The following is a 2,872-nucleotide window of genomic DNA, read 5'->3' on the forward strand; positions in this document are numbered from 1 at the left end:
AATCGACACCGCGACCGGCACGTCCGAAAGCTTAGGGTTGACACCAGCCGGACGCACTTGCAGCAAATGCGGTGCAAGCGAAGGGCAAGCAAGGGCTCGAAACGGACCTGCGGCAGCGCGGGGGGCTGGGTTTCCAGGCGCGTATGTGTCGCTGGCTAACTCTGCCCACAGCCGCCCTTCTACGGGACTCGCGTCAACGTCCGCTTTGCGGCCCATTGCGGTCCTTCGGGTCCTGGGTCCCAGATCCCAAAGTTGCCATTGAGCCTGAAAGGTCCTGCGGCGAAATCGTCCCCTCGCGGAGGGCCGTTGTCGGCTTTCCCGCCGTTCTTGTTGCCGGAAGAGTACACAGCGGTTCGATGGTGCGCGAATGGTCCGGTGGCACCATCGGGCGCTTCAGCGTCTTGGCACGCTCGCACCAATAGCAAGCGCATCCTGCCGTGCCGCATCGATGCCGCTCAGCGTCCGGTCGCGTGCCGCCTGCACGACGCGATTGTGGTTTAACAGGAGAAACACCAACATCGTCACAAGGGGTATGCAATGAAGAAAGTGATTCCGAACGGCGCTGCGATCAAGCAGCTCAGGGAACAGCTTGAGCGCCTGTCGACGCAAAAGGAGTTCGCAAATGCAGTCGCCGTCAGCGTGCGCATGCTGCGCAAGATCGAAAATGAGAACCTGCCGATTTCGCTGGTGCTGCTCGACCGCATCGCCAAGCTGTTCGGCGTCCATCGCGACGCTCTTGCCGCGACGCCTCTGCCGCCCCCGGCCGCCGGGTCGAGCTCTGACGCCGATCGACCGCCGCTGTTCGAGGATAGGGACCAGATCATCCCGCGCCATGATTGGGATTATGCCCAGGCGACATCGGACGAGGGCAAACTCTACGACGAAGCCGCCAACTCGCACGATCTCGCTTGCGTGATCGAGATACCTTTAACTGAAGAAACCGGCGGCTACGCGCAGGAGTTGGTCGATCTTCTCACGGGGCTCACTTGGTTCCGGCGCGATTTATTGTTGGACATCCCGCCCTCCGATCAGATCGCCATTCGGCGGCGTATTCGCCAGCTGATGGTGATGCTGCGCGGCAATGACATCTGGATTTACCAGACCAAGGTCTATCGTCGCCTACCCGAACGTTACGATCTTCCGCCCGAGGACGAGCCCACCACCCACCAATCGCGTTTCGTCATCGCACTTGGGCCGCCGGGGGAATATGGTGAGACGTCGATGCGCGTGCCGATTGACCATGGCCAGCCCTTCGTTCTTCCTTCGTGGAAGAATCTCATGGCCAAGCGGGAGGCTACCTAGTGCTGATCACGATCAAGCGGATCAAGGGTCTCGGCGTGTTCGGGGACTTTACCGCGCCCGCCGACCTGCCCGCGTTTGCGCGCTACAACATCATCTATGGCGAGAATGGTTCGGGCAAGACGACGCTGTCGCGCCTGTTCGCGGCTCTGGAAGCCGGTGCCCACGCCGACTATGCAGACCTCGAATACATGATCGAGAGCCAATCCGGCGCGCTGAGCGCCGGCCAACGGTATGGGCGCAAGGTACGCACTTTCAATGCCGACTATGTCGAGGCCAATATCGGCCAGTTCCACGGCCCGCTTCGCCACATCCTGATCATCGGCGAGGCGAACAAGACTCTCGCCGAGGAAGCTGCGGGCGAGCGGGCGACCTATGACGAGCGATCGCGCGCGATCGCGGCGGCCGAAAGGGCCGCAGAGAAGCTCGAAGCAGAAAAAGGTAAGGTTTTTTCTGCGATCGCCAAAACGATCGGCGAGGCGACCAGCGGCACCAACCTGCGCAGCTACCGCAAGCCAAATGCCGAGGCAGACTTCGCCAGGGCACGTGATCTCGCGCCGCTCTTGGACGCTCAACTCAAAGCCCATCGCGCAACTGTCCACCAGGAGCAACTCGAATGCGTCGGTATGCCTGTGCTGCCTCTGCAGCCGGGCGACCCGGCGCGGCCCTTCGCCGATGTCGCCGCCGCCTTGCGCGTCGAGATCGTCGCTTTGCTTGCGCGCACGGCACAGGCAGGCGCGCTGCGCCGCCTCGTTGAGGAGCCGATGATTGCGCGATGGGTCGAGGAAGGCGTCACGCTCCATCGCGCGCACAATTCCGATCATTGCGAATTCTGTGCCCAGCCGCTTCCGGAGGCCCGAATGGCGGTGCTCGCCGAGCATTTTGGAGTCGAGGACCAGCGGCTGAAGGCCGACATTGAGCGGACTGCGCGGAACACGCGGAATCTATTGGACGGGGTCGCCGCATTGGTCTTTCCGGCAAAGACCTCCCTCTATGCCGAGCTTCGCGCCGATTACGAAACCGCGGTGGAGATGGCCGAGCGCTGCCGCACTGCGCTCGTCGACCAGATCGACGCCGCCGCCGCGGGGCTTGACGAAAAGCTCTTGAACCGCGCAACCGCCTATGCGCGCGATATCGCGATCGACCCCAAACCGTTGACTGCCGCGCTGGCGACCCTAGCGGCGGTGATCGAACGCCACAACCGCAAGACCGAGGGGTTCGAACGCGAAAAGGCCGAGGCGCGCACCCAGCTCCAGCGCCACTATTTGTCCACCATCGTCGATCAGGTGCGCGACCTCAACGCGCAGATCGCCGTGCAGAAAACCATCGGGACTAAGCTAACTGATGGTGCCGTGGACCTGCCCGATCCGCGCAGCTTGCAGGCGCTTAAGGATTCTTTCGAGGCGAAGCAGGCTAAGGTTTCGAGCGAGCATGCCGGCGGTGCAGCGCTCACCGATAAGCTCAAGATCTTCCTGGGTCGGACCGATTTGCGCTTTGAGGCCGGCGCTGAGGGCTATCTCGTGCAAAGACGCGGCAAGCCGGCAAAGCGGCTTTCTGAAGGCGAGAAGACCGC

General features: G+C 62.5%; 2 protein-coding genes. Both read left to right on the top strand.

What is annotated here, in order from left to right:
* The first annotated feature begins 537 nt into the window (after positions 1–537).
* Positions 538–1,302, top strand: a complete 765-nt coding sequence (locus tag C5F48_RS22835) for a helix-turn-helix transcriptional regulator (RefSeq protein WP_107666005.1) — start codon at positions 538–540, stop codon at positions 1,300–1,302.
* Positions 1,302–2,872 (top strand): AAA family ATPase (locus C5F48_RS22840; RefSeq protein WP_107666006.1); only part of this gene is annotated, 1,571 nt, incomplete at its 3' end. The genes C5F48_RS22835 and C5F48_RS22840, both read left to right, overlap by 1 nt.

The sequence above is a fragment of the Cereibacter changlensis JA139 genome (assembly GCF_003034985.1).
GTDB classification, from domain to species: domain Bacteria; phylum Pseudomonadota; class Alphaproteobacteria; order Rhodobacterales; family Rhodobacteraceae; genus Cereibacter; species Cereibacter changlensis.